Source organism: Mesorhizobium sp. M1423 (assembly GCF_040317575.1).
Classification (GTDB): Bacteria; Pseudomonadota; Alphaproteobacteria; order Rhizobiales; family Rhizobiaceae; genus Mesorhizobium.
In genome coordinates this window covers 42,740-69,498 of record NZ_JAMYKU010000007.1, presented here as the reverse complement: position 1 = coordinate 69,498, position 26,759 = coordinate 42,740, and the positions used below count along the sequence as shown (strand labels likewise).

Below are 26,759 nucleotides of genomic sequence, written 5' to 3'. Positions count from 1 at the left end.
ATGCAAAACCTGCTTCTGAGTTATTATGGCGACGACCTGACCGGCTCGACCGATGTGATGGAGGCGCTCGAGCTCGGCGGCGTGCCGACCGTGCTGTTCATGCGGCAGCCGGACGAGGCGCTGCTTTCGCAATTTGCGCATTGCCGCGCCATCGGGCTGGCCGGCACCAGCAGAAGCGAGACGCCGCAGTGGATGGACACGCATCTGCGAGATGCCTTCGCCTGGCTGAAGACCCTCAACGCCGAGATCTGCCACTACAAGGTCTGCTCGACCTTCGATTCCAGCCCGGCAATCGGCAGCATCGGCCGGGCGATCGAGATCGGCCGCTCGGTTTTCCGGCAAGGCGGCGTGCCGCTGGTGGTCGGCGCGCCGCAGCTGAAGCGCTACACCGCCTTCGGTCATCTCTTCGCGGCCTACCGCGACAAATATTTCCGTATCGATCGCCATCCCGTGATGAGCCGCCATCCGACCACGCCGATGGACGAATCCGACCTGCTGATCCATCTGTCGCGCCAGACAGACCTCAGCTCGGGGCTGGTCGACCTGGCGACGCTGCAATCGGCGTCGCGGTCGGAAGCATTCGACCGGCTTGTGGAGAATGGCACAGACATCGTGCTCTTCGATGCCGACAGCCTGGAAACCCAGGCGCTTGCCGGCAAGGAGATATGGCGCGCTCGCAGGCCGGGCGGTTATTTCGTCGTCGGCTCTTCAGGCATCGAATATGCCTTGCTGGCCGAATGGGCATCGAACCGGATCGTGGATGCCAAACTCGCGTTTTCGCCGCCGGGCGCTGCCGACAGGATCGCCGTGGTCTCGGGGAGCTGCTCGCCGACGACGGAACGGCAGATCCGGCATGCTCTAGCCGATGGCTTCGACGGGATCGAGATCGACCCGGTCGAACTGGTTTCTGAGGCTTCGAACGACGCTATTGCGCGCGCGGTTGCAACCGGCCGCTCCAGCCTGAAGGCCGGGCGCAGCGTCATCCTCTACACCGCGCTCGGACCGGCGGCCGACCGCGGTGCTGAAATCGATCTCCGGGAAGGCGCCCGCCATAAGCTTGGCCGCGGCCTTGGCGAGCTTCTCCGCGAATTGACGCTTCAAGAGAAGCTACTGCGCGTGGTCATCGCCGGCGGCGATACGTCGAGCCACGCACTTGGCCAGATAGGCGTCGATGCGCTGACGGTGCGAATGCCGCTGCCGGCATCGCCGGGCTCGCCGCTTTGTCTCGCGCATTCGCGCATCGAGGCGATTGACGGGCTGGAAATTGCCCTCAAGGGCGGACAGGTCGGAACCGACCGCTATTTCTGCGCCATTCGTGATGGGATCGGCGGTTGAGAGCAGAAATTTAGGTAAGTCGTTGGTGCTCAAATCGAGATCCGGCAGCATCCATTAGCCGGCAAATCAATCAGAGGCGCGTCTGATCCCTGTTACCGCGTGCGACCCATCGCCTTGACTGGATGGCGCTGACGGGCATAGGCGACACAGGCGTCCACCGTGCTGACACAGAGTCCGTCGCGGTTGTTCGGCAGGTTGTTGTCGCCGGCGTAGGCGACCTCGGCAACATGGCCGTCAACCATTCGAATTTGCGTATTGCAATAGCCGCCGGGGGCGACGTTGACGGAACCTCCGAGCGCCGGGACGGGGCCAATGGCCACGGTCGGAACCACAATGTTGAGATTGCCGCGTTGAACGACGCGCTGATAGGTCCAGATCTGGCCGGATCTGCCAACATCGGCGGTGGCTGTCGGAAAGCCGGCACACATTCGAACATCCGCTTCGCTAAGGCCGACCATCTCCTTGCGGGCTGCCGCCGCCGTGGCGTCCTCCTTCGCAGTGCTCGACGTGTCGTCGGGCATGACGCAGGAGGACAGGATGGCGGCGCTTACGGATAGAACGAGAAGGGCAAGCTTTCGTGTGTGGAAAGATGTCATACCAACTTCGGATTGCATGGGGGCCCCGAATGCCAACCTAGGAAGTGAGCCAGTCGAGTCAACCGGCAGAAATTCACGAAGTCGTTTGGTGCGCCACCGCCGCGCATCTGCTGCAAGGGGTTGACGCTGCTGCCATTACCCTCGCACCCTGTCTTCCGCCTGGACGCCGAGTACTGGCCCACGGTGCTGTGACTTTGGTTCGGCCGACGGTGTGCTAGTTTCCAGCCAATTGCTCCGGAGACGTCATGCTTATCAAGCTGCAAGAAATCGCCCTCGCTCTTCTGCTGTTGGTCGCCGGCGCTGGGGCCAGTCATGCGGAGGCGGCCCAGCGGCCGCCGCCCACAGGCGGGGTTCTCTCGCTCCTGCCGCCGCCGCAGACTTCCGATCATTCGATCGTCATCGCCGGACGCACGCTCGATTACGAGGCCAAGGCCGGCACGCTGTCATTGCCGTCCGGCAAAGGCGATATCACCGCCGAGATTTTCTATGTCGCCTATGCACTGCATCCCGGAAAAGAAACGGGACCGGATCCGCGGCGTCCGATCACCTTCGTGTTTAATGGCGGTCCGGGAGCAGCTTCCGCCTATCTGCACCTCGGCGCGCTCGGTCCGCGGGTCCTGGCGACGGCGGCCGATGGAAGTTTCCTGCCGCCGCCACAGAGGCTGTTCGATAACCCCGACACTTGGCTCGACATGACCGACTTGGTCTTTGTGGACCCTGTCGGAACCGGTTACAGCCGTGAAGCGCCCGGCACGGAGGCACACAGCTTCTGGGGCGTCAGTCAGGACGCCGCGTCGATAGGCGCGTTCATCCGGCTCTATCTGGCGCAGACCAACCGCACGGCATCGCCGGTGTTTCTTGCCGGCGAAAGCTATGGCGGGTTTCGGGCGGCATTGCTCGCCAGGAAGCTGCAGGAAGACATCGGCATCAGCCCGAGCGGCGTCGTCCTGATCTCGCCGGCGCTTGAATTCACGCTGGTGCGCCCCGACGAATTCCAGCCGCTCCACTGGGCGCTGGAACTGCCGTCGCTGGCGGCAGTGCGCCTGCACAGCGAAGGCGTTTCCGGCCCGGCTCTGCAGGAGCGGCTGGCGGAAGTCGAACGCTATGCGCTCGGCGATTATCTGGCCGCGCTAGCCGGTGGACTGGAGCAAGGTGGACGGCTGGCGAGCCAGCGTGTCGCCGAAATCACCGGTCTGCCGCTCAACCTTGTCCAGCGGCACTTTGCACGCATTCCCATAGGGCTCTTTGCCAAGGAGTTTGCACGGGCAAAGGGCAATGTTCTCAGCGCCTACGACGGCAACATCGCGACGGCGGACGTGGCGCCAGAGAGCCTGGGAGTCGAGGGTCCCGATCCGGTGCTCGACCGAAGCGTGCCGGCGCTCACCTCTGCTTTCGTCGGCTACGTGCGTGATGAATTGAACTTCCGTACGGATATCAGCTATCGGCTTCTCAACCGCGAAGTTAGCGGCAATTGGGACTATGGAACGAGCCCGACGCGTCAGGGCTATGCGGGTGTCATGGACGACCTTCAGCAGGCGCGCACGCTGAACCCCAATCTCGGCGTGCTGATCGTCAACGGCTACAGCGACCTGGTGACGCCGTACATGGGCTCGCGCTACCTGCTTGGTCAAATTCCTTCGCTTGCCGGCGCAAAGCCCATTCGCGCCGAGGTGCTGGAAGGCGGGCACATGATGTATCTGAGGCCGGATGGACGGGCGGCACTGAAGCAGGCCGCGTCCGAGCTTTACCGAACGACGCAATGAGACAGTTGCGCAAAAAAGCGCCGGATGCGCTGTTCGCCCTCTCATCAGGCCCTAGTTCCATCGCAATTGATCGGTTACACACCAAGGATGGCGTCTTTTAGCGACGTTCGACAGCAAATTAGCCGGTTCTCCAGAATCGCGCCACTGATGCGGCGTGTTGCCGAACGGGCCACTCGGAACACTAGGCCACACTGGGTGACAAGCCTTGTCGGCCGCTGGAACGCGTTGTCGCTGGCCACGCAGTTCCTGCTCGCGGGTGGTCTATTCTCCCTGTCGGCCATGGTGGTGGTGGGGATTTCAGTCACGAGCCACATAGAAGCCGTGGTCACGCAGAATTCGGCATCCGCTACGGCTCTTTACGTGGACAGCGTTATCGCGCCGCTGCTTCCGGATATGCGCAAGAGCGAAGTCCTCGACGAGAGCGTCGCCCACGCGCTCGATGAAACGCTGGGACAAGGGGCACTCGGCACAAGGCTCGAATCCTTCAAGCTCTGGCGTCGCGACGGAACCATCCTGTATTCGACCGACAAGACATTGATCGGCAAGCGCTTTGAACCCAGCGGCAATCTCCGCGCGGCGTTTGCAGGCCAAATGGTTTCGGAGTTCGACAAGCTCGACGATCCGGACAGCGAGGCCGAAAGAGCCAGCGGCTTGCATCTCCTCGAGATCTACAACCCGGTGCTGCAGCCATGGTCGGGGGAAGTGGTGGCCGTTTCGGAATTCTACGAGGTCGCCACCGATTTCGAAAGAAACCTGCATCAGGCACTCATTCGAACCTGGCTGGACGTTGCCGCCGTCACAGCGGCCTTCTTTCTCGGGCTGTCGGCAATCGTGTTCCGTGGCAGCCGCACGATCAGTTCGCAGAGCCGCTCGTTGAAGCAGCGCATTGCTGAACTCTCCGACCTGCTTGCTCAAAACAGACTGTTGAGGCTGAAGGTGCAGCGTGCCTCGCAGCGCGCCACCGCACTCAACGAACGCTATCTCAGGCGCATCGGTGCGGACTTGCACGATGGGCCCGCGCAACTGGTTGCTCTCGCAGCGCTGGGGATCGACAGCCCCGTCATTGCCGATCCCGCTACGCCGTCAGCCGAACGTGCACAGGAATTGCTAGCCGTCAAAGCACATCTGGACGAAGCGATGCGCGAGATCAGGAGTATCAGCAAGGGCCTTGTCCTGCCGCATATCGAGCATGCCGAGTTGGCCGAAATTCTCGAGCTTGCCGTGCAAGCGCACGAAGAACGAACCGGAGCCAAAGTGGCGCTATCGATGACCGGCGGCCATGCGACGTTGTCGCCGGCGGCCAAGATCTGCATCTTCCGCTTCGTCCAGGAGGCGCTGAACAATGGATTTCGCCATGCCGGAGGTGAAGGTCAGTCGGTCGAGAAACATTTCGACGGCGAGCGCGTTTGTATCGAAGTGTCCGACGCCGGCCCTGGCTTTGACCCACAAATCGTGCGTCCCGAGAGGCTGGGGCTCGTTGGGCTGCGCGAGCGGGTGGAAAGCCTCGGGGGCCAGTTTACCGTGACTTCCTCACAAAGTGGCACGATCGTGAAAATGGCTCTCAACATCGTTGAAATGGGGCAGACATGACCGCAGCCATCAAGCTTGCCATCGTCGACGACCACCCTCTGTTCAGGGAAGGCGTTGTGCGCACGCTCGATCAGATCGGCGGATTCGAGATAGTCGGTGAAGGAAGCAGCAGAGATGACGCCCTGCGGATAATCGAAGACCAGCGGCCCGACATTCTGCTGATGGACATCTCGGTTCCCGGAGGTGGCCTTGGTGTGATCGGACCGGCCCTGGAGCGGCAGCCGGCATTGAAAATCGTGATGCTGACCGTTTCGGAAGAAAACCAGCACGTGATGACCGCGTTGCAGAGCGGGGCAAGGGGCTATGTTTTGAAGGGGGTCGGGTCGAGGACGTTGGCTGCGATCCTGCGCACGGTAGCGTCGGGCGAACGATATGTCTGTCCACAATTATCGGCGCGCCTGTTGGCCGATCTGTCGGCTCAATCAAAAGAGCCGGCGAAAGCTGACGGACTTGCCGAACTCACCAGCCGCGAAAGGGAGATCCTGACGCTGGTTGCCGCGGGACTGAGCAACAAGCGGATCGGGCTTCGGCTGAACCTGCATGAGAAAACGATAAAGCACCACATGACGCGAATCCTGGCCAAGCTCAACGTCAGCAACAGGACCGAAGCCGCAATGACGTTGCGCGACGCGACTGAGCGCCAGCATCCGCCTGTTCGCGATCATGCTTGAGCCAAAATTGCCGCACAGCGCAGCTATGTGAACTGGCCCTCAGTTGATCATTTCAAGCAATCTGTCCCGATCGGAACGCGTCGCCAGGCGCCGAATGATGGTGCGGCCCTTGGCATCCCGCATTTCATATTGGCCGCTGTCGATGCGTTCGCTGAGGCCGTTCGAATGCACCACGCCAATGCTCGGCCCACGCACCTCGACCCGGTCTCCTGTGGTCGCGTTGACAAAGAGTTTTGGCTTGCTGTCGGGGTTTACCAAAGGGGCGGGATCAGGGGGATTGTCGTCCTGCGACTTTGCTTTGCCCTTGCCGGCTCCAGCGTTCGAGTTTGAATTGCCGGAGTTTCCACCCGAATTGCCTGAATTCCCGTTCCCGTTCCCGTTTCCGCCATTGCCGTTGCCGTTCCCACCGTCTTTGGCACAGGCGGCCTGCGGGCCGAGCGTCGGCGACGGTCCGTCGAACATGACGCGATACGGGCCTACGACGAGAATGAAGGTCAACACGATTACGGAAATACCGACACGACGTCCTCGTGAAGATCCGGTCCTTCGTCTCCGGGTCGTCATCAATGAACTTGCCAGTCGCATGTCGGAAATCCCCTTAATCATACGGACCTGTCGTGCTGCCTCCTGTTCGACTTCGTGTCATGCTTAAAACAATGGTTTGTATCCGGGACGTCAAGACCCACCAGTCCCACGATGGTAACTGGTGGGTCTCGCTGGCGCAGGAAGGGACTATTTACTGCGCAAGTCTTTTGCCATCCGTTGGTTGCGTCTCTCGGTGATAGCGCCGACTTCCCACCGTCAGCCAACAATAAATCCAATGGCCGCGATCCCGAAACACAGACCAAATAACGGAAAAAGCAGCCAACGTGCCTGATGAATGCTTGGGTCCATAGCGGCCTCCTGTACCAGTCGACATCGCAACGGGGCTCCTCGGAACTCAGTTCCTGAAACTCTCGCATTTCGGGCTTTTGCGATAGCAGCCTCGGACCAAAGTTTGGCCGTGCAGGTCCTTGGTCGACAGTCTTACAGACTGAAGTCCCTATGCCAGGAGCAATGGACCCCGCCTTGCATTCGGCAACCTTTGTATCCGACTGGCAGCTGCGATCCACCGCTCCCTTCGAATGCTTTGCGTTCCTGGCACTATGGCAACAGCGACGTTGGTCCACTGCCATGTCGTTGAAACGTCATCAATACAGACCCATATGAAAGTTGCGTCGGACGTCTCCTCCCATTGCGTCCGGCGCGTTCCCCTCTGGAGGTTACAGACCTTCACGCTTGGCCGGGCTTAACAGTCCGGCCTTTTTCTTTGGTCATTTGTGCAGCAATCCGCCGGACGACTCGAATCTGCGAGGCGTCAGTAAAATCGATTTGCAAATGCATTCATGTGCTCATAACCTGTCACTATGAGCACGATTTCCAAGGTTGCCACGCGAGCGGGCGTGTCGCGCACGACAGTGTCGCATGTCATCAACCATGCGGACCGGGTATCGAAACCGCTGCGTGAGCGCGTACAAGCGGCGATCGACGAACTCGGTTATACGCCTAACCCGCAGGCGCAGAGCCTGCGCACCGGCCGCACCAACATCATCGCGATGCTGATCCCCGACATCCGCAACCCGTTCTACCCGGAGCTGGTGAAGACGGCGCAGTCGACGCTCGAAGTGGTCGGCCTCGACATGCTGATCTTCAACACCGACGTACCGGGCGGACATTCACAGGATCACGGCCGCGAGTATTTGCGCCAGATCGGGCGCAAGCGGGTGGACGGCGTCATCGTTGCCGACTTCGCGCTGCACGGCATGCACAGCGAGCTGCTCAACCTCGATCTGCCCGCCGTCTTCATCGGCAATCTCCCCAATCAAGCCGTCGACAGCGTCCAGCTGGACGATTTCGGCGGCGGCTATCTGATGGGCGAGTATCTGGCGAAGAGGGGCCATCGCCGCGTCGCCCATGTCACCGGGCCATCCTTTTTCAAGGAGGCGATGGCGCGTGCCGCGGGCTTCGAGAAAGGGCTTGCCGACAATGGCGTGCCAATCGCCGCCGATCTTCGGTTCGAGGGAAGCTATCTTGCCCCGTCAGGACGGGAGGCGGTCGCTTGGCTCCTGGACAAGCACGGCGGAAACCTGCCGTCGGCGATGTTCTTCGCCAATTATCTGATGGCCTCCGGTGCGCTGACTGAATTCTACGACCATGCGATTAATATCCCTCAGGATATCGCCATCGCGGTCTTCGATGACCTGCCTCAGCTGGAATATGTCAGGCCGAAGCTGACCCGTGTCGGCAACAGCCCGACAATGCTCGCCAAGCGCGCCACGGAAATGCTGCTCGAGCGCCTGGGCGGCAAAGTCGAGGGCGCGCCGCGCACCGAAGTGATCCCATGCGCGTTGAGCCCATCCGACAGCGCATGACGCCAAATGCCGGCAGAGGGAACGGAGGTCCTTCGCCAACGTTCGACCGAACAACACCCAGGGAGGAAATGATGACTGACAAAACGACCCTCAACCGCCGTCGGCTGATCCAGGGCGGCGCCACTTTCGCCGCCGCCGGCCTTACAGGCTTCCCGTTCATCAATAGGATGGCCTTGCGCGCTCAGGAAGCGCCGCTGAAATTCTGGCAGTTCTATGCGCCGGGCGGAGACGTGAAGCCACAGGTCCAGTGGTTCGAAAAGCTGGTGGCCGACTGGAACGACGGCCACGACCAGAAGGTCGAGCTCGAATATGTCGTCAACAGCGAATACATCTCCGGCTCCAAGCTGGCGACGGCCTTCGCGTCGGGCGAGGGCCCCGACATCTTCCTCATCAGCCCCGGCGATTTCCTGCGTTATTACAATGGCGGCGTACTGGCCGACCTGACGCCGCATATCGAGGATGCCGCCAAAGCCGATTTCCCGGAAAGCGTCATCGCCAACCGCATGGTCGACGGCAAGATCTACGGCGTGCCGATGGAGGTCGAGCCGATGGCCTTCTATTATTCGGTCAAAGCGTTCGAGGAAGCAAAGCTCAACGAAAACGACGTGCCGAAGACCTGGGACGAGTTGTTGGCGGTTGCCAAGAAGCTGACGACGCCCAACCGTTATGGCGTGCTGTTCGAAACGACGCCTGGCTATTACCAGAACTTCACCTGGTATCCGTTTCTGTGGCAGGGCGGCGGCGAATTCCAGGGTAAGGACGGCAAGAGCGCCTTCGATTCGGCGGCCACGGTCCAGGCGCTTAAACTCTGGCAGGATGCTATCAATACCGGTGTGGCGCCGCGTCAGGTGGTCGGCGGCGGCTTCGACATCGTCGCCAATCTCGGGGCAGGGCTGTGCGCCATGCAGAACTGCGGCATCTGGGGCATTTCGGCGATGGACAACAACGCCAAGGACGTGCCCTACGGCATCTTCAAATTGCCGACACCTGCCAATGGCAAATATGTCACCGTCGGCGGTGGCTGGGCCTTCGTCGCCAATGCCGGGGGCAAGAACCCGGATGCTTCCGCCCAGTTCTGCGCCTGGGCGCTGGCCTCGATGGATCAGGGATCGATCGACCGGGTCGTCAACTGGTGCACGGTCGCCAAAAGCGACATGCCGCCGCGCAACAGCGCACTGAAGGCCGGCGCCGATGTCTTCAGCACGGGTAAGTTCGGCACCTTCGCCAAGGAAATCCACCCGGGAACGCGTGCCGAACCGCGGGTTCCGCCTGAAGCCTACAAGATCATCTCGGATGCCATCCAGTCGGCACAGCTTGGCGGGGTCGATGCCCAGCAGGCCGCGACGGCAGCCAGTCAGCAACTCGACGCGTTCCTCGCTTCCTATTCCGGCGCGCCGATCCTTTAGGTCCCCTTCCAGCATGCACGCAGACGAGATGAAATCGCCGGCCGCGGGCGCCAAATCCGCTCGCGGCCTTACCGCCAAGCAAAGGGAACGCTACGCCGCATGGCTGTTCGTCCTGCCCGATGCGCTCGGACTGCTGGTGTTCGTCGGCGTGCCGATGCTGCTGTCGCTCGCCGTCGGGTTTTTCGAGGTCAACGGCTTCGGCGGCTATAGATTCGTCGGGCTCGGCAATTATCGGCGCATGTGGAGCGATCCGCTGTTCTGGTCGTCGGTGAAGGTGACCGTGGCCTATGCCGTCATGCTGGTGCCGGCGCTCTACGCCGCCGGGCTGGGGCTGGCGCTTCTGGTGCAGAAGACCAACCGCTTCAACGCGGTCATGCGCTCGATGTTCTTTGCGCCGCAGATGGTCAGCCTGGTCGTCGTGGCGCTCGTCTGGCAACTCATGCTGGTCGAGAAGGTCGGCATCGTCAGCCGGCTGGCGCCGCTCGTCGGCCTCAGCGGAATTTCGCTGCTCGGCGATCCAAATCTGGCGCTGTTCACGCTGGTGCTGGTCAGCGTCTGGTTCCTGATGGGCTTTTACATGCTGATCTTCCTCGGCGGGCTCCAGGACATCCCGGCAGAGTATTACGAGGCCGCAAAGATCGACGGCGCCGGGCCGGTGACAAGCTTCTGGTACATTACCTTGCCCTTGCTCAAACCGACCAGCTTCTTCGTCCTCCTGGTCTCGCTGGTCGCGGCTGTCGCCGGCGGCCAGGTCTTCGACCTGATCTATGTGATGACCAAGGGCGGGCCCGTCAATTCGACCTCGGTGCTGATCATCTACATCTACAAGCAGGCGTTCCAGTTCGGCGCCTTCGGCTATGCATCGGCAATGGCATCGCTGCTGGTGCTGGCGCTGATGCTGGTCACGGTGTTCTTCTTCCTGCTGACGCGCGGCGGACGTTTCGAGCATGACTGACAGCCGAACTCCTTCCACGCGTTCGCAGATACGAGCGGCGAGGCTTGCCTGGATGCTGGCGACCGCGGCGCTTGGCCTGATGACGGTGTTCCCGCTTGTCTGGATGCTGGTCATCTCGCTGAAGCCGGCGAGCGACGTCTTCACGCCGAGCCTCATTCCGGAACGGCCGACGCTCGGCAATTTTCTCTATGTGCTGACCGAGGTGCCGTTCCTGCGCTACCTTTTCAACTCGTTCTTCGTGTCGGCGACGGTGACCGTCGCTGCGCTGTTCTTCCATTCGATGGCCGGCTATTCGCTCGCACGGCTGCGTTTTCCGGGCCGCGACATCCTGTTCCTCGCCATGTTCTCGACCTTCCTGGTGTCGCTGCCGGTGATCATCGTGCCGCTGTTCATTTTGACGCGAATGCTGCACATGCTGGACAGCTATGCCGGCCTGATCATTCCGGCGATTTTCAACGCATTCGGCATCTTCCTGCTCAGGCAATACTACCTGTCGCTGCCGAGGGAGCTGGAAGAAGCGGCGATCATGGACGGCGCCAGCTATTGGCGCATCTATTGGAGCATCATCCTGCCGCTCAGCCGGCCGATCCTGTCGGCGTTGGCGATCCTGTTCTTTCTCGCCAACTGGAACGCTTTCCTGTGGCCGTTGACGATCACATCGGACCTCAACCTCTGGGTGGTGCAGGTTGCCATCGCAAACTTCAAGAGCCAGTACGCCGCCGCCTGGAATTATGTCATGGCCGCCTCGACCATCGTCGCCGTGCCGATGCTGGTCCTCTTCGTGATCTTCCAGCGCCAGATCATGGAATCCATCAAGACAAGCGGCCTGAAATAACCGCTGAAGCAAGAGGAGAAACACATGGATAATGCCGGCCTGTCGCCGCTTCGCGGGCTCGCCAAATTGCGCGACGCCAAAACCCGCCGGTTCTCAAGCTACGACCGCACCGGCGGCAATGACGACCGGCTGCATATTGAACCTGGCCAGACGCTGGTGATTGCCGAGCATTATGGTGCCGGCATCATCACGCATATCTGGGCGACGCTCGCCTGCAAGAGCGAGGACTTCCTGCGCAAGATCGTATTGCGCGCCTATTGGGATGGTGAAGAACATCCGAGCATCGAAACACCGATCGGCGATTTCTTCGGCATGGGCCATGCCCGCACCCGCAATTTTGCCAGCCTGCCGGTGCAGGCAAGTCCAGAGGATGGCAAGGCCTTCAACTGCTATTTTCCGATGCCGTTTGCCAGCCATATGCGCTTCACCGTCACCAATGAAGCTGAGGACGACCTGCTTTTCTATTACTATGTCGATCTCGAACTGCATGAGGAACTCGAGGAAGGCCTGGGCCGCTTCCACGCCCAATACAGGCAGCAGCGACCCGATGGCATCGACGAGACGGGGCTGGCCAACGAGCAGGTCCTGTTTGGCGGGGAAAATACCGACGGGAACGGCAACTACACCATCCTGGAGGCGGAGGGTCACGGCCACTATGTCGGCCTGCTCTATTCGGTCTATTCGCGGCGCCGTTCCCCTCTATGGGACTGGTATGGCGAGGGCGACGACATGATCTTCGTCGATGGCGAGCCGGGCATTTCCGTGCCGGATGCGGTGCGCAAGCCCGATCCGCGTATCGGCCCGAAGGCCGAACTGGTCGGCGATCGTGGCGAGACCAGCCCCGGCGCCAACGACGCATGGCCGCCGACGCTGCACGGCACCGGCACGGAAGATTATTTCAATACGGCATGGTGCCCGACACAGGACTACAGTGCGTCCTATCACGGCATCATCGCCGCCGGCGGGCCGAACTGGACCGAGCCGGTTACGCTCTATCGCTGGCACATAGAAGACCCGGTCATCTTTCACAAACGCATCCGGGTGACCATCGAGCACGGTCACGCCAATCGCCGCTCTGACGACATCTCGTCGGTCGCTTTCTGGTATCAGGCGGAACCGCACAAGCCGTTCGAAGCGCTTGCCGATGTCGAGAACCGCATCCCCACCTTTCGCGCGCCTTATCACAATTGGAACGCCGCCTTCGACGAGAAGAGGCGTTAGGCCGGGATGCGTTCGAGTTGAAGCGTGCATCCCGCGCTATCTGCGTCGGGGCGCGACCCTGCCGTAGCGCGCCGCCTCAGCTGCGAGGTGGAAGTTGCTGGACAGACCAGGTGTTGCCGTCGGGATCCTCAAAGAAGACAAATCTGCCCCAGGGAAAATCCTTGATATCGCTGACCACGATACCTTGAGCGGCCAGGTGCCGGTGTGCCTCATCAATATCGGGCACGACCAGTTGCAGGCCTCTTATGGATCCCGGGGGGCTGTCGACGAGGCCCTTGCCCATGGCAATCGAACAGGCCGAACCGGGCGGCGTCAATTGCACGAAACGTATCTCGTCGCTTACGGTGTGGTCGTGATCGAGATGAAAGCCGACCTTGCCAACATAAAAGCCGATTGCTCTATCGACGTCCGATACGGGGACCGGGACCAGTTCCAGCTTCCAATCCATCACAGCCCTTTCGCAGCTTGATCGCCAAGTGGTGCCGAACACCGTGGGCGACATCCCGCCATCTTCCCAATGCCATTGTCGGCGCGGGCCGCTCATTCAGTCAAGAGATGTCCGGCAAGAGATATCCGGTTCGGGCAACGTGAGGACTGGTCTCATTGCCGGCTTAGACGGCGAGGCGTTCGGAACCGATGAGCGCAAGCCCAGTTAGGGGGACAAAGACGCATTTCGGATCAGCAGAGACGGCTTTCATGATCGGAACGCAGATGGCCGGATACGACCATGGGAAGGTTGCGCGCGCCGTTGACGTTCGAAGAACTGCGCGCCTCGAGACGGCGCTCACCGAAGCTGGCGAAGCTCGTCGGCAGCGAAGCCGAAGCGCCAAGAGCAGACCTGACGCAAAGAGGCTCTCCGACCTAAACCGGCTTCCATCGCTTTGCCAGGCTATTTTCACAGGACCACGAAACAATTGTCTCCGGTCGCCGTTTCGCCCGCAGAACCTTTCGAGGAGGCGACGATGAGCACAACCGGCTTGGACGTTTTTGACAAAACGCTGCAACTAACAAACATCTGGCTCGACGAGATCATGGCGGATCTTGGTCCAGATCGCCACGTCGCCTGGCACACATTGGGCGCCGTTCTGCGAACCCTGCGGGACAGGCTACAGATCGGACTGGCGGCCAAATTGGGAGCCGAACTGCCGCTGCTCGTGCGCGGCGCCTACTATGATCGCTATCGGCCCGCCGACATGCCCGACAAGACACGCTCGCTCGAGGAGTTCCTGCAACACATCGCCGATGAATTGAAATCGACCCGTCCTGTCGATCCCGAGGATGCAGTACGCTCGGTATTTCGCGTGCTTGCACGGCATATCGACCTTGGCCAGTCGGCAAAGGTGCGAGATGCGCTGCCAAAGGAAATCCAGGCGCTCTGGCCTGAAAGCGTGGGCGTCAAATAGCGGCGATCCTGCTCATGCGGACGTGCGACGGACCAACTGCCACGAAACGCTGAAAAGGGTAGGTATTGCGCCCGGTGTTGCCGAAATCAATGAGATCAGATGATCGGCAAAATGGTCGTAGTGGGCCGTTTCAGGACCGATCGTCGTCAATGCCGTATGACTGAATTCGCCCTCGTCGATATTGCCACACCCGATGACCGCTATGTCGCCCGGCACGGAGAGCCCGGCCTCCTCGAATGCGTGCAGGGCGGTCACGGCGGCAAGATCGGATTCGACGAAAAGCGCGGTCGGCCGGTCCATGCGGGCGGCCAGCGCCGTGACATTGGCAAACGCAGCCTTGCGCGCCTCTGCACCGCCGATCACAAGATCATCTCGCAGCGGAAGGCCGCGTGCTTGCAGGAAGCTGTGATAGGCGGCGTGACGGCTTCCGTCCACCGCTTGGGGGTTTAGAAACCTGCCGACGGTGTCCAGGTCGTCACGAACGCCGCACGATGTGTTCCGCAAGGCGATGGGCCTCCTCGGCAATCGCCAATATTATGCCTGATTTGCGCGTGGAGGCGAAATCCAACCCGGCGAAGTAGATGCCTGGCAGGGCGGCCACGCCATCCTCGTGAACAGGCTGTCCTTCCGGGTCGAGCAGACCGGAAAGCCTCACCCAACTGAAATCGCCCTTGAATCCGGTGCACCACACCACGGTCGTGATGCCGGACTCGGCAGCATCAAGAGAACGGACAGCCGGATTCGGCAGCTGCGCTGCGACAGTCTCCGCTGGGTCGGGTTCCGAAACGGGGGCATCGATTCCGGAGCGGCTGATGTATTCGTCGATATAGCGTTTGACGTTGGCGGAGGCCTCATCCGCAAAACGAACATGCTCTTCGAGATCGTCGGCGAATGACAGACGGCCGTCATCTTCGACGCCTGCGAACCGCCCCAGCAGCACGACACCTTGGGCGCCGAGCCCTTGCAGGCTTATCGTGTGTTCTACCCCAAGCAGACCACGAGGTGGAATGCGCCCCGCAAGTCGAATGATCTCGTCTCGACGCACGTCGAGAAATCCGCTTTCGACGAGCCAGAGCATGATGTCGCGACCTCGGTAGTGCCGCGAGAGCCGCCCGACCCGGCTGGTGGCAAGGAAGACTGTTCGGCCTGCTTCCGCCAGTTCTTCCGCGATCTGGGCACCGGACTGGCCGCTTCCGACCACCAGCACCGCTCCAGCCGGGAGATCAGCGGCGCTGCGATAATCAGAAGCATCGATCTGGCGCAGGCCCGGCGGCAACGCAGCGGCCCAAACTGGGCGCACCGGACAATTCAAGTTGCCGCTGGCGATCACCACGTTGCGTGCCAAAAGTGTTCCGCGCGAGGTGATCAGCCGATAGCCGCCATTCTCGTGCCCGCCGGCGAGCTCGGTCACCACAGTGTCCGGTTCGACCGGCAATTCGTTTCGCCTGGCGAAATCCTCAAGCAGGGCGACGAACTGGTTGCGCGTCAGGGCACCGAACGGATCCGAACCGTCATAGCAGTCGCCGGGCATGACGGTCTGCACGTTGGGCGTATTCATCCGGAAGGAATCCCACCGCTGGGTGCGCCAGGTCTCTCCGATGCGGCCGCGCTCCAATACGGCATGGCGCAAGCCTTGCCGAGCCAGCGAATAGCTGACGCCCAGACCGGCCCAGCCGGCCCCGACTACTACTGCATCAAGGACGTTGGCATTATCCGTCATTTGCCGCGGATCCGGAGGCTAGCGCCGTTGCAGCGCTGTGAGGCGGCACTGGCGCCATCAGCGTAACGCCTCTGCCAACGGACAACCGCCAAACAGCGGCCGATGCTGCCCGAACCCATCCCCTCGATCTGCATGGTTTCGCCCCCGACGCGAGGGCACGATAACAGTTTTATCGGGTCACGGCACGATCAAATACTCATCCGAAACCGGCAATGGTTGCGGCTTAACCTGGAAAGATTGTGAAACCGCCATCGACACGGATTACCTGCCCGTTGATGAAGCGCGCGCGCGGACCGGCGAGGAAGGCCACCGCTTCGGCGATCTCTTCAGGCTCCGCATACCGGTTCAGCGATTTCTTGCTCGAATCCATGCGCTGCGGATCGACCACGCGACTCGCCTGGAACCGTGCCGTCTTGGTGGCGCCAGGGCTTACCGCATTGACGCGTACGCCATCGTCGATCAATTCCTTGGCGAGGCAGCGCGTATAATGGACGACGGCCGCCTTAAGCGTTGAGTAGACCACCTCGGGTGAGCAGCCGATATGCGCTGCCGCCGAGGCGATGTTGATCACCGAGCCCGAGCCCCGCTTGACCATCGGCGGAACGAACGCCTGGCAAACCAACATCGTGCCGATGAGATTGTTCTCGGTTAGAACCTTGATGTCGTCGTAGTCGATGTCGAGTGCGTTGTTGGGACTGGGCTTTACGCCCTTGGCGCCGATGTCGCCGCCGGCGCAGTTGACCAGAATGTGCACGTCGCCGAGGTCCGCCTCGATCTTCCTCTTCATTTCGGCGACAGCTTGCTTGTCGCCTATATTGCCGGTGACCGCGGTCACCCGTGTCCCATGCTTCTCCAAGCCCCGGGCAGAGTCGCCGAGGTCCGCGAATTCACCATATTGAGATGGCCGGGCCCAATCGAGGTCGTGGACCGCGACGTTTGCGCCAAGTTCGGCCAAGCGGTCGGCCATCACGCGGCCGAGGCCGCGTCCCGAGCCGGTGACGAAGGCGGTCAGGCCGCTGAGGTCTCGGGTGGTCATGCTGATCTCTCCATTGCAATGAAACCGAACTTCTTCATATTGGCGGCGCTGCGGCGGATCATGTCGAGCTCATACGAAACGAGCGCGCCGTCATCGTCGCGCTCCCATGGCGTGCGGTAGTCGGCGTCGTCCGCAAGACGGTTCGCGCGCGCAGCACTCAGGCAGGCCGCGAACTCGCGTGCGGTCTTCGGCGCATATCCGTTCCACCAGTCGTCCGTGAGACAGCGAACGTGACGGGCCTCCAGCGCGCCCGGTTCGAGCACCGCCGTCAGCGTGTCGTGGTGCTCGCCAAGGATGGCTGCCAGTTCGCCAAAAGGCACGGCGCCGTCGCCGATCGCGCAGCGGACCAGACGGTAGCCCTCATCCGTGAACTGCACGCGATAGTCCTTGAGGTGAACGTGGCGGACATAGGGTGCGATCCGCTGCGTGAAGGCAAGCGGCGCCTCGCCGACAGGAAAAGTGTTGCCGGTGTCGTAGGTGATGCCGACGCCCGGTCCGCCGAGCTCGCAGAACGCGACCAGTTCGTCGCTGCCGAAGTCCTGATGGTTCTCGATGCCGAGTACCCGGCCCTCGGCCGCCGCACGCGGTCCCCAATCTGTCAACGCAGCGCGGATCGTCGTATTGAACTCACTCCATTTCCGGCCCCAGGCGTTGCGGTCGCCGCACAGGACAGGCGTCAGTGCGATACGGATCGTCGTCGCCTCGAGCAGGCGCGCAGCCCGAAATGCGTTGTCCAGCGGACCTGCCACCAGCAGCCCGCCGCTCACCACGGGGACAATATCGAGCGCACTCATACGCTTGCGCAGCGCGACGATTTCGGCATCCGGCAAGTCGGTCAACCAGGGTTCGTAGATCTCGAGCGTGCGTGCGCCCAGTTCCTGCGCCAGCGCGATGAAGCCTTCCAGTCCCACGCCGTCCGGATTGTGCCGCGGCGTGCCACGGCCCTGCAGTCCGAGATAGTAGGTCAGTCCGTAGGGGTTGAGGCCGAGACGAAGCATCAGCTTGGCGGTTCCAATGGAGGGCGGAGAGGGGTCACTAGCGCAGGCCGGCATCGACGGTGATGGACTGCTTCGTGATCATGCGGCTGTCATCCGCTGCCAGGAAGAGCACGGTCCGTGCAATCTCCTCGCCCAGGAGGACGCGACGGATCAATTGCCGCTGCACCGTCTGGTCGACTGCCTCCTGCGTCTTGAACCACAGCTCGCGCTGCCGCTCGGTCATGACGGCGCCGGGTTCGACTGCATTGACGCGGATGTTGTCGGGTCCGAACGACCGCGCCAACGCACGCGTCAGCGCCACCACAGCCCCTTTGGCGGTGGCGTAGGCCACCATCTGGTCCGCTCCGAAACGCCAGGCAATGGAGGAGAAGTTTATGATCGAGCCGAAGCCGAGTTCCTGCATATGCGGATGCACAGCTTGAGCGGCGAAGAAGTGATGCCGGAGATTGATGTCGAAGCTGCGGTCCCAATATTCGGCCGTCACGGCGTCGATGGGATGGCGCTGATCATTGGCAGCGTTATTCACCAGGACGGCGACCGGACCAAGCCGCGCGCGCACGCCTTCTACCGACGCCTTTAACGCATCGACGTCGGTCACGTCGCAATGGAGATATAAGGGAGCCCGCCCGGCGGCACCGCCGAGCTCGCGCAGCAACGCCTCCGCTGGTTCGTCCTGCACATCGAGAAAGGCTACCCGGGCGCCATTCGAGGCGAAGGCGCGGACCATATCGGCGCCGATGCCGGAGGCGCCGCCGGAGATCAGCACGACCCGATCGGCCAAGCTCGGATAGGTTGCGAATTGTACGGACATCAAATTACAGAAGCGCCTTGGTTGTTGGATCGAACAGGCAGGCGCGCGACATATCGATGCCCAGCGTTATCGTCTCGCCCATGACGGGAGCGTCGTCCGGCTCGAAGCGGCCGGTGATCTCCAGGTCACCCAGCCTGAGCACGGCAAGCGTCTCGGCCCCGGTCGGCTCGACCAGCTCGACCGGCGCCTGCATGGACGCCACAGCAGGTTTGCGCGACTTCAGGTCGGTCGTGAAACGGTAGATGTGTTCCGGCCGGATACCGAGCACGACGTCCTTTGGCGCACCGGCGGGCATCGGCGCAGCAAGGGCAAGGCTGGCGTCGCTGCCGTCAGCGGCGCGTACCGAGATGCTGGTCGAGCCGGTAAGCCGCGCCGGGATGAAATTCATCGCCGGCGATCCCATGAAACCGGCAACGAACATGTTTGTCGGCCGGTCGTAGATCCGCTTCGGCGTGTCGAACTGCTGTACCGAGCCCTGGTTCATCACCGCAATGCGGGATGCAAGCGTCATCGCCTCGACCTGATCGTGGGTGACATACACCGTGGTCTTGCCGACGCGATGGTGGAGCTTCTTGATTTCGGTACGCATGTCGACGCGCAGCTTGGCGTCGAGATTGGACAGGGGCTCGTCGAACAAAAACAGCTTCGGGTCGCGGACGAGGGCACGCCCCATCGCAACGCGCTGCCGCTGGCCGCCCGAGAGCTGGCCAGGCTTGCGTTTAAGCAGCTGTTCGATCTGCAGGAGTGCGGCAACGCGCTGGACAGCTTCCGCTTGCACCGCTTTGGGCACGCCGCGGCTTTCCATGCCGAAGGTGATGTTCTGGCGCACCGTCATCGTGGGATAGAGGGCGTATGACTGGAACACCATCGCAATGTCGCGGTCCTTGGGTTGCACCGAGTTCACCAGCCGGTCGCCGATCCAAATCTCTCCCGACGTGACGGTTTCCAGGCCGGCAATCATGGCGAGCAAGGTTGACTTGCCGCAACCCGACGGACCGACAAGCGCGACGAATTCTCCGGTCTTAGCCTCGAGATTGATGCCGGAAAGAATCTCGAGCGAGCCGTAGCTCTTGTGAAGGTTGCGGATCATCAACGCGGACATGGGCGACGCCTCATTTGATGGCGCCCTGCGTGAGGCCGCGCACGAAGTATTTGCCACCGAACAGATAGATCAGCAGCGGTGGCAACGCGCCGATCAGCACGGCTGCGCTCATCACATCGTAAGCACGTGCGGTCGTGCCGCCGGCCGTGAGCGCGACCAACGCCGCCGTAATCGGCTGCTGCTGGCCCGACGTGAAGACGACGCCGAACAGATACTCGTTCCAGATGCCGGTGAACTGCCAGATGACGGTGACAATCAGAATGGGCGGCGACAGGGGCAGGATGATCTTGCGGAAGATTCGCCAGAAGCCGGCGCCGTCAATGCGCGCCGCCTTGATAAGGTCGTCCGGTATGCTGACGTAGAAATTGCGGCAGAACAGGGTGGTGAACGAGATGCCCTGGACGACGTGGATCAACACCAGCCCATATGTGGAATTGGTCAGGCCGAGCTTGCCGAGCAGGAACGCCCACGGCATCAGCGAAATCTGGCCGGGCATGAATACGCCGAGCAGCATCAGATTGAAGGTCAGTTCGGAACCCCTGAAGCGCCATTTGGAGAGGATGTAGCCGTTCATGGCGCCGAGAATGGTCGAGATGATTGTGGCGGGGATCGTCATCGCCAGCGAGTTGAAGAAATTGCGCTTCATGCCCTCGCAGGTACCGCTGACACAGTAGGATCCCCAGGCCTGCGCCCACGCATCGAACCGGAAGCTGCGAGGTACGGAGATGAGGCCGTTGCGGGCAATCTCCGACTGCTCGCGCAATGAGTTGAAGATCACCACCAGCAACGGCACGAGATAGACCATCGCGAAAAGCGCCAGCACGGCATAGACAAGGAAGCGGCTCCAGAAATGCCGGCGCGTGGCTGCGGCAGCTTCCGGATCAAAGCCGGTCGGATTGGGGCGGGCCGGGTCAAAGCTGGCATTGGGGGCAATTTCAACCATTGCGGCCCTCCGCCCGCCGGCGCCAGACGATCCACAACGAGTACGGCACCAGCACCACCGCGACTGCCGCGAGCATCATCATCGCCGCGGCGGCACCCTCGCCGATTTGCCCGCGCTGGAACATCAGGTCGTAGACATAGATGGCGGGGAAGGTGGTGGACACGCCTGGCCCACCCCGCGTCAACGCCGCCACCAGGTCGAAGGTCTTGATGGCGAATTGTATCTGAATGACCGCCACCGCCAGGAATATCGGGGCGATGGTGGGCAGGATGACCCTGCGATAGGTCCGGAAAACCGACGCGCCGTCGATTTGCGCGGCTTTGACGAGATCCGGATCGACCGACCGCAGACCGGCCAGGAAAAGTGCCATCGCGAAGCCGGACGACTGCCAGATACCGGTTATGATCACCGCATAGATCGCCGTGTTGCGGTTGGCCGTCAGGGCGAAGCTGAAGTCGGTCCAGCCAAGCCCGCGAACGAAGGCCTGGATACCGTCGACAGGGTTATAGAGCCAGCTCCACACCGTACCGGTGACGATGAAGGACACCGCCAACGGATAGAGGAAGATAGTGCGCCAAACCGCCTCGCCGCGGACGCGCTGGTCGATCGCGATCGCGAGCAGCAGGCCAACCGCCATCGAGCCAACGATATAGAAGCCGCTGAACAGGAAGAGATTCGTATAGGCGATGTTCCAGCGCCGGTTTGCCCAGAGCGAAGCGTAATTGTCGAGGCCGACGAACCCATAGGTCGGCAACAGCGACGAATTGGACAGCGAGATGTAGAGCGTCCAGAGCGTGAAGACGAAAACATAGACGAAGCTCGCCGCTATCGACGGCGCCAGCACCAGAATGGGCACCATCGTGCCGAGGCGCTCGCGCCACGGCCGGGTCGTGGCGGCTGCTCCTGGCACAATCAGGTCATGGGTGGACATCGGGCTGCTCCGGCGAGGTCTGGCCGGGCGCTTCGCCCCCGGCCATCATCGGCAGCTTCACTTCTGCGCTTCTGCCGCATCCGCCATGGCATTGGCCGCGTCCTGCGCACTCATATCCGGCGTCGCCACAAACTCGGTGATGGTATCCATCATTGCGCCGCGGACTTTTTGCGGAACCGTCATGTTGTGCGCCATCGAACGGACGAGCGTGCCGGCGGCGATCGAGGCTTGCAGATCCTTTTGCGAGAGTTGCTGGCAGGGATTGAAGCCGTTCGAAAGATCGACGTCGAGGCGGGCCGGGATGGAGCCTTTGGTCTGATTGAAAATGGTCTGGAACTCGGGCGACAGGATGATGCTGGCAAGCAGCTTCTGTCCCTCGATGTAGTCCGGGTCCTTCTGCTTGAAGAACACGACCGAGTCTGAATTCAGGATGAAGCCGGGCTTGCCCCAATCGGTCGGCGCCTGGGCACAGACATAGTCGGCGCCCTCCTTGAAGCCGCCAGCCGTCAGCAGGCCGATCGTCCAGTCGCCCATGATGTGGAAGGCGGCCTCGCCGCGGCCGACCAGATGCGACATGGTATCCCAGTCGCGTCCGTTCATGCCGGGATCCATGTACTTCGAGGTCATGGTGCGGAACTGCTCGAAGGCCTTGACCATGCCGTCGCTGCGCATCGCCTCGACGTCGCCCTCGACGAAAGCCTTCTTGTACAGATCGAGGTCCTGACCGTACACGACAACTTCGAAAACGGTCGAGTCGGTCCAGTCGGCGGTCGAGTGCGAAATGCAGATCTTGCCGCTGGCCACGATCTTGTCGCAGGCGGCGTTGAATTCCGCCCATGTCTTCGGCATCTCGGTGACGCCCGCATCCTTCATGACCTTTGGCGATGCCCACAGCCAGTTGATGCGGTGGATGTTCATCGGCGCCGCCACCCAATTCCCCGTCGGCTTCATCACCGGCAGCAATTCGGGAGCGACGACCTTCTCCCAATTTTCCGCCTTCGCCAGGTCGTCGAGATTAGCTGTCATGCCCGTCTCGTTCCATTCGGCGATCTCGGGGCCTTTGAGCTGTACAGCGGGAGGTGCGTTGCCGGCGATCACATCGGCACGCAGTTTGGCCAATGTGTTGGCTGTATGGCCGGCGATGGAGGTCTGCTGCCAGGTGCCACCCTTGGCGGTAAACATCTCGCCGAGCTTGGCGATAGCCTGGGCGTCCGATCCGGTCGCCCATTGGTGCAAGAGGTTGGTCTTGGGCTCCGCGAGTGCTGCTCCGGTAAGCAAGGTGAAGGCGGTAGCGGCCGCAAAGGCCGTCCTCAGATATTTCATCGTTTCACTCCCATATGTGATGCACGGTTCGTATCGACCGCTTGTGGCCCGCGATTTGAGGTCGTGGCCGGTGAGATGCAGTAATCTCCGTTCTTTCCAAGATGACATATTTGGGCTATCAGTCAACGTCCTTTGTGCTCATCATGAACAAACCTTCGCTTAGAAATTGGCTGATCGACAGGCCGTCCGCGTCGCCGGAGAGCCTGATCGTCCGATGCCTGCGTGAGCGCGGCGTCCTTTCTGCGTCGCAAATTACCCGCATTACCGGTTTGGCGCGGTCGACGGTTTCAACCGCGCTCAATGGCTTGAGAAAATCGGGGATGGTGATCGAATCCTCGGCCCATCATGACGCGGCCAGGGGTATCGGCAGGCCTGCCACGGCATTGACGCTCAATCCCGCTGCGGGCACCTGCGTCGGCATCCATCTGGGCCTCGACGAAATGCGATGCGTCGTCGCCGACGTCTCGCATTCTTTCATTGTCGAACAAACTATCCCCATGGGCCTGGACTACCAGCCGCAGCAGGCGGCGCAGCTCGCCAAGTCAGTAATTGCCCGATGCTATGAAGAGAACGGTCTGCCGATGGCGGGGCTCCTGGGGGTTGGGGTCTCCGTCTCGGGCCCAGTCAGCCGCGAAGGAGTGGTGCTGCGCGCGAGTATCGTTCCGACCTGGGCCGGGGTCAACATCCGCGATGTGTTTGGGCCGACCCTCGAACAGCCGATCTTCGCCGACAATGAGAGCAACTGCTCGGCCATTGCGGAGTTGATGTGGGGTGCGGCCGTCGGCCAAGACGACTTCGTGCTCTTCAAGGTCGATCTGGGCGTCGGCGGGGCCATTGTCCAGCATGGCCGGCTGGTGAGCGGCATCGCCGGCGGCGCCGGCGAATTCGGGCATATCAGCATCGATCCCAGCGGTGACCTTTGCCGGTGCGGCAATCGCGGATGCCTGGAGCTCTATGCCAGCTTTGCCCGGCCGCTCGAGCAGATTTCGCGCATCGTGCGGCGGCCGGTCACGATGGACGACGTGATCATGATGGCCGAGCAGGGCGACGTAAGGGCGCTGCGGATGATCGAGGGACACCGCCGAGTTCGCCGGCCCGTGGGCTCGGCTTGATCGGTTCGGTGCTCAATCCGCCGCTCATTATCATCGGCGGCCGCATGGCCTTGGCGGGCGACATTCTCCTGGCGCCACTGATCGCGTCATATGAACGCCACACGCTCATCAAGTCCCGCGATGTGGCGCCCGCGCTGCGCACGCGGATAATCGTTGGCAAGCACACGGAGAACGATGCATTGCTCGGCGCGGTCGGCCTCGTGCTGCGCCACAACAGCCGACTGCGATGATATGGCTACGTTCCAGGTAAACCTTGCCGTACGAAGGCAGAGGTCATGGGTTCGAATCCCTTCGGGTGCACCAAACACCGCCATTTGCCGCCGCCTACGGCGCACGCGCCGGCCAGAGCACGCCAGCCTAGCAGGGGCGGCGACTGATTGAGTTCGAATCCTTTGAGGCGATGACGGCTCGGCCCTCATTTTGCGACATTTGGGGTCTGGTCGCACGTAAGCGGACATCACACTTCGGCGCCCACGACGCCCCAGCGATCGGCCCAGGATTCCAACGTACCCGCCCAAGGACTATCAGTCTGCATTGATTGGGTCTGCACCTTGTGGCCGTTGCGAGAGTTCAGCGATCAGATGGTCGGCAACGACCCTAACGGAGGGGAGCTGCCCGCGACGATGCGGCATCAGCAGAGTCGTCGCCACGCCACGCGCTGTCCAGTCCGGTAAGATGCGGACAAGCGCGCCGGACTCGATCAGCGGCGCACAGAAGCTGCCCGCCAGGCAAGCCACGCCGAGCCCGGCCCTCGCGGCTTCCCGCAAGGAGACGGTTTCGTTGGCGATATAGCGCGGAGATGGCGTGACCTCCGCAACGACGCCTTGCCCATCGTGAAGCGTCCAGACCCTCTCCGACGACGATGCCATAATCCCATCGAGCCCGTTCGCTTCCTCGGGTCGAGAAGGCATGCCGTTCTTCCGAATATAGTCGAGCGAGGCGACGAGCCAGGCGGGGTCGTAATCGATGCGACGTTGCACGAGTTCGGTATCCGGCAACGGGGCGAAGTGGTTGCGGATGGCGATGTCGAAACCTTCCTGCACGATGTCCACGAACCTGTCGGAGACGTCGAGCATGATGCGGACCTTCGGATAGCTCGCTGCGAGACGCGGGAGGATCGGCGCTAGACGGAACTGGGCGATCGGCAGCGATGCCGTGATCCGCACCGTTCCGCTCGGTTCCGCAAGGCGACCCTTGATCACATGCTCGGCCGCCTCCGCTTCGATCAGCATGGCGGCGGCATGACGATGAAAATCTCGGCCGATCTCGGTCACGGTGAAGCTGCGCGAGGTCCGCTGGACCAGACGCACGCCAATCGCCTTTTCCAGCTCGGAGAGCCGCTTGCTGAGAGTGGACTTGGGGATGCCCAGGGCACGCCCCGCCGCAGCGAAGCCGCCATGATCAACTACTTGAACGAAAACGAGGAGGTCGTTGAGATTCAGCATCCGGAGCTCTCATCGTTCCTAAATGTGGACGATAGGTCTACAGATAACCCACTACTGCTTCTGCGTCCAATATTGCATCTCTTTGTAGCCGCCGCCGTGGGGCGGGGCTGCAATTCGGAACGTAGAAGGACGCACGTACATGGCCAATATCTCGATCCTCGGCCTCGGGGCTATGGGGCAGGCGCTGACCGCCCGATTTCTTTCGCAGGGCCACACGGTCACGGTCTGGAACCGCACGCCCGGCAAGGCCGCATCACTGCTTGCCAAAGGCGCGCGCGAGGTGAAGTCCGCCGCCGACGCGACCGCCGCAAGTGACGTCACCGTGATGTGCGTGCTGGACTATGCCGCGTCGGATTCGGTGATCGATGATGCGGCATCGGCGCTCTCCGGGCGTTCGCTGGTCAATCTGACCAACGGCACGCCGGCACAGGCGCGCGCCACGGCCGAGCGGATTGCCAAGCTGGGCGCCGCCTATCTCGACGGCGGCATCATGGCGACGCCTCCGATGATCGGCGGCGAACATGCGCTTATCCTCTACAGCGGCTCCAAAGCGGCCTTCGATGCGCACGCCCGAACGCTCGAGGCGCTTGGCGCCGCGAACTATCTCGGCGGGGATGCCGGGCTGGCGTCGCTGCACGACTTGGCCCTTCTTAGCGGCATGTATGGCCTTTTCGCCGGCTTCTTCCACGCTACCGCGCTCGTAGATTCCGAAGGCATTGGCGCGGGCGCTTTCCTCAAGCTCCTTGGCCCATGGATGACCGCGATGATGGGCGAGCTGCCGGGATATGCGGAGAAGATCGACAGCGGCAGGCATGGCGTGAATGTGGTGTCGAACCTCGGGATGCAGGCCGCCTCACTGGACAACATCCTCACAGCTACCCGGGAGCAGGGCGTCGCCACCGATCTGCTCGACCCCATGCTGGACCTGTTCCGCAAACGGGTGGGAGGCGGATTCGGAGATGAGGATATTTCAGGTGTTTTCGAGCTGATCCGGCGAAAGAGCGGGAAAGGCGGGTGAAGCCGTCGTGGATGGCGCCATATCCCTCGCCGCTGCCGACATTCTCGGCCTCCCGGGGAGGCGGTGCACCAGCGTCCAAAATGAACCCAGCTTCGGGGTTCGCTGCCCGCCGGCAAGCGGTTCGTCATCCTCTC

26 protein-coding genes and 1 pseudogene are annotated in these 26,759 nt (G+C 61.9%); 14 read left to right on the top strand and 13 right to left on the bottom strand.

The features are described 5' to 3' along the window. A complete protein-coding gene (locus tag NKG95_RS11195; RefSeq protein WP_353004784.1) occupies window positions 1-1,335 on the top strand; it encodes a four-carbon acid sugar kinase family protein in 1,335 nt (444 codons plus the stop codon). Window positions 1,336-1,427: 92 nt separating this feature from the next. Here the strand turns inward: NKG95_RS11195 and NKG95_RS11190 are convergent, their stop codons facing one another. Beyond that, the gene (locus NKG95_RS11190) at window positions 1,428-1,931 is read right to left on the bottom strand and encodes a hypothetical protein (protein ID WP_023720270.1); all 504 of its coding nucleotides are present in this window, start codon (window positions 1,929-1,931) and stop codon (window positions 1,428-1,430) included. Window positions 1,932-2,176: 245 nt separating this feature from the next. On the opposite strand from NKG95_RS11190, the gene NKG95_RS11185 reads away from it, so the two are divergent. The 3 genes from NKG95_RS11185 (at window position 2,177) to NKG95_RS11175 (ending at window position 5,955) form a co-directional block, all read left to right on the top strand. After that, on the top strand, window positions 2,177-3,694 hold the full coding sequence (locus NKG95_RS11185; protein WP_352845624.1) for a S10 family peptidase: 1,518 nt from the start codon (window positions 2,177-2,179) through the stop codon (window positions 3,692-3,694). A gap of 147 nt (window positions 3,695-3,841) precedes the next feature. After that, a complete protein-coding gene (locus NKG95_RS11180) occupies window positions 3,842-5,284 on the top strand; it encodes a sensor histidine kinase (RefSeq protein ID WP_352640248.1) in 1,443 nt (480 codons plus the stop codon). Then, entirely contained in the window at window positions 5,281-5,955 is a 675-nt protein-coding gene (locus NKG95_RS11175; RefSeq protein ID WP_352482007.1) for a LuxR C-terminal-related transcriptional regulator, read from the top strand. The genes NKG95_RS11180 and NKG95_RS11175 overlap by 4 nt, the downstream gene beginning before the upstream one ends. 39 nt (window positions 5,956-5,994) lie before the next feature. Here the strand turns inward: NKG95_RS11175 and NKG95_RS11170 are convergent, their stop codons facing one another. Next, window positions 5,995-6,453, bottom strand: a complete 459-nt coding sequence (locus NKG95_RS11170) for a hypothetical protein (protein WP_352482009.1) — start codon at window positions 6,451-6,453, stop codon at window positions 5,995-5,997. Between the two features lie 908 nt (window positions 6,454-7,361). On the opposite strand from NKG95_RS11170, the gene NKG95_RS11165 reads away from it, so the two are divergent. From NKG95_RS11165 to NKG95_RS11145, 5 genes are all read left to right on the top strand, one after another. Next, window positions 7,362-8,366 (top strand): LacI family DNA-binding transcriptional regulator, encoded by a 1,005-nt coding sequence (locus tag NKG95_RS11165; protein WP_023720275.1) that lies wholly within the window; start codon window positions 7,362-7,364, stop codon window positions 8,364-8,366. 71 nt (window positions 8,367-8,437) lie between these two features. Continuing rightward, window positions 8,438-9,772 carry an ABC transporter substrate-binding protein gene (locus NKG95_RS11160; protein ID WP_352494754.1) on the top strand — a complete coding sequence of 445 codons (1,335 nt, stop codon included), beginning with the start codon at window positions 8,438-8,440 and terminating at the stop codon, window positions 9,770-9,772. A gap of 28 nt (window positions 9,773-9,800) precedes the next feature. Beyond that, a complete protein-coding gene (locus NKG95_RS11155) occupies window positions 9,801-10,727 on the top strand; it encodes a carbohydrate ABC transporter permease (RefSeq protein WP_031194369.1) in 927 nt (308 codons plus the stop codon). Beyond that, a complete protein-coding gene (locus NKG95_RS11150) occupies window positions 10,720-11,562 on the top strand; it encodes a carbohydrate ABC transporter permease (protein ID WP_353040637.1) in 843 nt (280 codons plus the stop codon). The genes NKG95_RS11155 and NKG95_RS11150 overlap by 8 nt, the downstream gene beginning before the upstream one ends. A gap of 24 nt (window positions 11,563-11,586) precedes the next feature. Further along, window positions 11,587-12,783: a glycoside hydrolase family 172 protein gene (locus NKG95_RS11145; RefSeq protein WP_353040636.1), complete on the top strand. Its 1,197-nt coding sequence runs from the start codon at window positions 11,587-11,589 to the stop codon at window positions 12,781-12,783. 76 nt (window positions 12,784-12,859) lie between these two features. Here NKG95_RS11145 and NKG95_RS11140 read toward each other — a convergent pair whose 3' ends face one another. Continuing rightward, window positions 12,860-13,285 (bottom strand): VOC family protein, encoded by a 426-nt coding sequence (locus tag NKG95_RS11140; RefSeq protein WP_352845630.1) that lies wholly within the window; start codon window positions 13,283-13,285, stop codon window positions 12,860-12,862. Window positions 13,286-13,745: 460 nt separating this feature from the next. Here NKG95_RS11140 and NKG95_RS11135 point away from each other — a divergent pair, with 460 nt between their 5' ends. Next, window positions 13,746-14,186: a DUF2267 domain-containing protein gene (locus NKG95_RS11135; protein WP_023720283.1), complete on the top strand. Its 441-nt coding sequence runs from the start codon at window positions 13,746-13,748 to the stop codon at window positions 14,184-14,186. A gap of 12 nt (window positions 14,187-14,198) precedes the next feature. On the opposite strand, the gene NKG95_RS11130 is transcribed toward NKG95_RS11135, so the two are convergent. The 9 genes from NKG95_RS11130 to NKG95_RS11090 form a co-directional block, all read right to left on the bottom strand. Beyond that, entirely contained in the window at window positions 14,199-14,690 is a 492-nt protein-coding gene (locus tag NKG95_RS11130; RefSeq protein WP_353004797.1) for a substrate-binding domain-containing protein, read from the bottom strand. After that, window positions 14,662-15,906, bottom strand: coding sequence for a flavin-containing monooxygenase (locus tag NKG95_RS11125; protein WP_352482017.1), 1,245 nt, complete (start codon window positions 15,904-15,906; stop codon window positions 14,662-14,664). Before NKG95_RS11125 ends, NKG95_RS11130 begins: the two co-directional genes overlap by 29 nt. Window positions 15,907-16,129: 223 nt before the next feature. Continuing rightward, on the bottom strand, window positions 16,130-16,942 hold the full coding sequence (locus NKG95_RS11120; RefSeq protein ID WP_023720285.1) for an SDR family NAD(P)-dependent oxidoreductase: 813 nt from the start codon (window positions 16,940-16,942) through the stop codon (window positions 16,130-16,132). Further along, on the bottom strand, window positions 16,939-17,940 hold the full coding sequence (locus tag NKG95_RS11115; RefSeq protein ID WP_352640242.1) for a sugar phosphate isomerase/epimerase family protein: 1,002 nt from the start codon (window positions 17,938-17,940) through the stop codon (window positions 16,939-16,941). Before NKG95_RS11115 ends, NKG95_RS11120 begins: the two co-directional genes overlap by 4 nt. 37 nt (window positions 17,941-17,977) lie before the next feature. After that, on the bottom strand, window positions 17,978-18,751 hold the full coding sequence (locus NKG95_RS11110; RefSeq protein ID WP_023720287.1) for an SDR family NAD(P)-dependent oxidoreductase: 774 nt from the start codon (window positions 18,749-18,751) through the stop codon (window positions 17,978-17,980). Window positions 18,752-18,755: 4 nt separating this feature from the next. Continuing rightward, window positions 18,756-19,853, bottom strand: coding sequence for an ABC transporter ATP-binding protein (locus NKG95_RS11105; RefSeq protein WP_023720288.1), 1,098 nt, complete (start codon window positions 19,851-19,853; stop codon window positions 18,756-18,758). Between the two features lie 10 nt (window positions 19,854-19,863). Next, window positions 19,864-20,796, bottom strand: coding sequence for a carbohydrate ABC transporter permease (locus NKG95_RS11100; protein ID WP_353004800.1), 933 nt, complete (start codon window positions 20,794-20,796; stop codon window positions 19,864-19,866). Then, entirely contained in the window at window positions 20,789-21,727 is a 939-nt protein-coding gene (locus NKG95_RS11095; RefSeq protein ID WP_352515695.1) for a carbohydrate ABC transporter permease, read from the bottom strand. Before NKG95_RS11095 ends, NKG95_RS11100 begins: the two co-directional genes overlap by 8 nt. A 57-nt stretch (window positions 21,728-21,784) precedes the next feature. Beyond that, entirely contained in the window at window positions 21,785-23,050 is a 1,266-nt protein-coding gene (locus tag NKG95_RS11090) for an ABC transporter substrate-binding protein (RefSeq protein WP_352965034.1), read from the bottom strand. Between the two features lie 101 nt (window positions 23,051-23,151). On the opposite strand from NKG95_RS11090, the pseudogene NKG95_RS11085 reads away from it, so the two are divergent. The 3 genes and pseudogenes from NKG95_RS11085 to NKG95_RS11075 all read left to right on the top strand — a co-directional run. Beyond that, window positions 23,152-23,367 (top strand): annotated as a pseudogene (locus NKG95_RS11085) (ArsR family transcriptional regulator); the annotation flags it as partial. Between the two features lie 3 nt (window positions 23,368-23,370). Beyond that, window positions 23,371-24,162, top strand: coding sequence for an ROK family protein (locus NKG95_RS11080; RefSeq protein WP_353040707.1), 792 nt, complete (start codon window positions 23,371-23,373; stop codon window positions 24,160-24,162). Then, window positions 24,159-24,392, top strand: a complete 234-nt coding sequence (locus NKG95_RS11075) for a hypothetical protein (protein WP_353040634.1) — start codon at window positions 24,159-24,161, stop codon at window positions 24,390-24,392. Before NKG95_RS11080 ends, NKG95_RS11075 begins: the two co-directional genes overlap by 4 nt. A 294-nt stretch (window positions 24,393-24,686) precedes the next feature. Here NKG95_RS11075 and NKG95_RS11070 read toward each other — a convergent pair whose 3' ends face one another. Continuing rightward, window positions 24,687-25,607, bottom strand: a complete 921-nt coding sequence (locus tag NKG95_RS11070) for a LysR substrate-binding domain-containing protein (RefSeq protein ID WP_352858846.1) — start codon at window positions 25,605-25,607, stop codon at window positions 24,687-24,689. Between the two features lie 139 nt (window positions 25,608-25,746). On the opposite strand from NKG95_RS11070, the gene NKG95_RS11065 reads away from it, so the two are divergent. Then, window positions 25,747-26,625: an NAD(P)-dependent oxidoreductase gene (locus NKG95_RS11065; RefSeq protein ID WP_352642728.1), complete on the top strand. Its 879-nt coding sequence runs from the start codon at window positions 25,747-25,749 to the stop codon at window positions 26,623-26,625. Window positions 26,626-26,759 lie beyond the last annotated feature (134 nt).

Coding starts and splice junctions, on each gene's coding strand:
- NKG95_RS11125 (WP_352482017.1), bottom strand. CDS start 15,906: ATGACGGATAATGCCAACGTCCTTGATGCAGTAGTAGTCGGGGCCGGC.
- NKG95_RS11110 (WP_023720287.1), bottom strand. CDS start 18,751: ATGTCCGTACAATTCGCAACCTATCCGAGCTTGGCCGATCGGGTCGTG.
- NKG95_RS11160 (WP_352494754.1), top strand. CDS start 8,438: ATGACTGACAAAACGACCCTCAACCGCCGTCGGCTGATCCAGGGCGGC.
- NKG95_RS11095 (WP_352515695.1), bottom strand. CDS start 21,727: ATGTCCACCCATGACCTGATTGTGCCAGGAGCAGCCGCCACGACCCGG.
- NKG95_RS11165 (WP_023720275.1), top strand. CDS start 7,362: ATGAGCACGATTTCCAAGGTTGCCACGCGAGCGGGCGTGTCGCGCACG.
- NKG95_RS11090 (WP_352965034.1), bottom strand. CDS start 23,050: ATGAAATATCTGAGGACGGCCTTTGCGGCCGCTACCGCCTTCACCTTG.
- NKG95_RS11150 (WP_353040637.1), top strand. CDS start 10,720: ATGACTGACAGCCGAACTCCTTCCACGCGTTCGCAGATACGAGCGGCG.
- NKG95_RS11105 (WP_023720288.1), bottom strand. CDS start 19,853: ATGTCCGCGTTGATGATCCGCAACCTTCACAAGAGCTACGGCTCGCTC.
- NKG95_RS11190 (WP_023720270.1), bottom strand. CDS start 1,931: ATGACATCTTTCCACACACGAAAGCTTGCCCTTCTCGTTCTATCCGTA.
- NKG95_RS11175 (WP_352482007.1), top strand. CDS start 5,281: ATGACCGCAGCCATCAAGCTTGCCATCGTCGACGACCACCCTCTGTTC.
- NKG95_RS11115 (WP_352640242.1), bottom strand. CDS start 17,940: ATGCTTCGTCTCGGCCTCAACCCCTACGGACTGACCTACTATCTCGGA.
- NKG95_RS11100 (WP_353004800.1), bottom strand. CDS start 20,796: ATGGTTGAAATTGCCCCCAATGCCAGCTTTGACCCGGCCCGCCCCAAT.
- NKG95_RS11145 (WP_353040636.1), top strand. CDS start 11,587: ATGGATAATGCCGGCCTGTCGCCGCTTCGCGGGCTCGCCAAATTGCGC.
- NKG95_RS11140 (WP_352845630.1), bottom strand. CDS start 13,285: ATGTCGCCCACGGTGTTCGGCACCACTTGGCGATCAAGCTGCGAAAGG.
- NKG95_RS11195 (WP_353004784.1), top strand. CDS start 1: ATGCAAAACCTGCTTCTGAGTTATTATGGCGACGACCTGACCGGCTCG.
- NKG95_RS11185 (WP_352845624.1), top strand. CDS start 2,177: ATGCTTATCAAGCTGCAAGAAATCGCCCTCGCTCTTCTGCTGTTGGTC.
- NKG95_RS11180 (WP_352640248.1), top strand. CDS start 3,842: ATGCGGCGTGTTGCCGAACGGGCCACTCGGAACACTAGGCCACACTGG.
- NKG95_RS11070 (WP_352858846.1), bottom strand. CDS start 25,607: ATGCTGAATCTCAACGACCTCCTCGTTTTCGTTCAAGTAGTTGATCAT.
- NKG95_RS11080 (WP_353040707.1), top strand. CDS start 23,371: ATGGTGATCGAATCCTCGGCCCATCATGACGCGGCCAGGGGTATCGGC.
- NKG95_RS11120 (WP_023720285.1), bottom strand. CDS start 16,942: ATGACCACCCGAGACCTCAGCGGCCTGACCGCCTTCGTCACCGGCTCG.
- NKG95_RS11135 (WP_023720283.1), top strand. CDS start 13,746: ATGAGCACAACCGGCTTGGACGTTTTTGACAAAACGCTGCAACTAACA.
- NKG95_RS11065 (WP_352642728.1), top strand. CDS start 25,747: ATGGCCAATATCTCGATCCTCGGCCTCGGGGCTATGGGGCAGGCGCTG.
- NKG95_RS11155 (WP_031194369.1), top strand. CDS start 9,801: ATGAAATCGCCGGCCGCGGGCGCCAAATCCGCTCGCGGCCTTACCGCC.